The sequence below is a fragment of the Thauera terpenica 58Eu genome (genome assembly GCF_000443165.1).
In the GTDB taxonomy this organism is placed as follows: Bacteria; Pseudomonadota; Gammaproteobacteria; order Burkholderiales; family Rhodocyclaceae; genus Thauera; species Thauera terpenica.
On the sequence record NZ_ATJV01000014.1, the window covers coordinates 1 to 350 of the forward strand.

The following is a 350-nucleotide window of genomic DNA, read 5'->3' on the forward strand; positions in this document are numbered from 1 at the left end:
CAGACGGCCGGCGACATCCGCCAGTACGGCATGGCCAAGGAGGGGCTGATCGCCCGCCAGTTCATGCTCGGCGTGGTGCAGACCGCCGAAGGGCTGCCGATCTACCACGAGGTGTTCGACGGCAATGCGGCCGAAACCCGCACCTTGTTGCCGACGCTCACCAAGGTGCTCTCGCGTTTCCCGTCGGTGCAGCGCATGGTGCTGGTCGCCGACCGGGGGCTGCTCAGCCTGGATAATCTGGAAGCGCTGAAGGCCGTGCGGCTCGCCAGCGGCAAGCCGCTCGAATTCATCATCGCGGTACCGGGCCGGCGTTACAACGAGTTCATCGACCTGCTCGAACCCTTCCACGC

At 66.0% G+C, this 350-nt stretch carries 1 pseudogene; it reads left to right on the forward strand.

Going from position 1 to position 350, the window contains the following annotated elements:
* A pseudogene (locus M622_RS0119805) lies at window positions 1-350 on the forward strand (IS1634 family transposase); the annotation flags it as partial.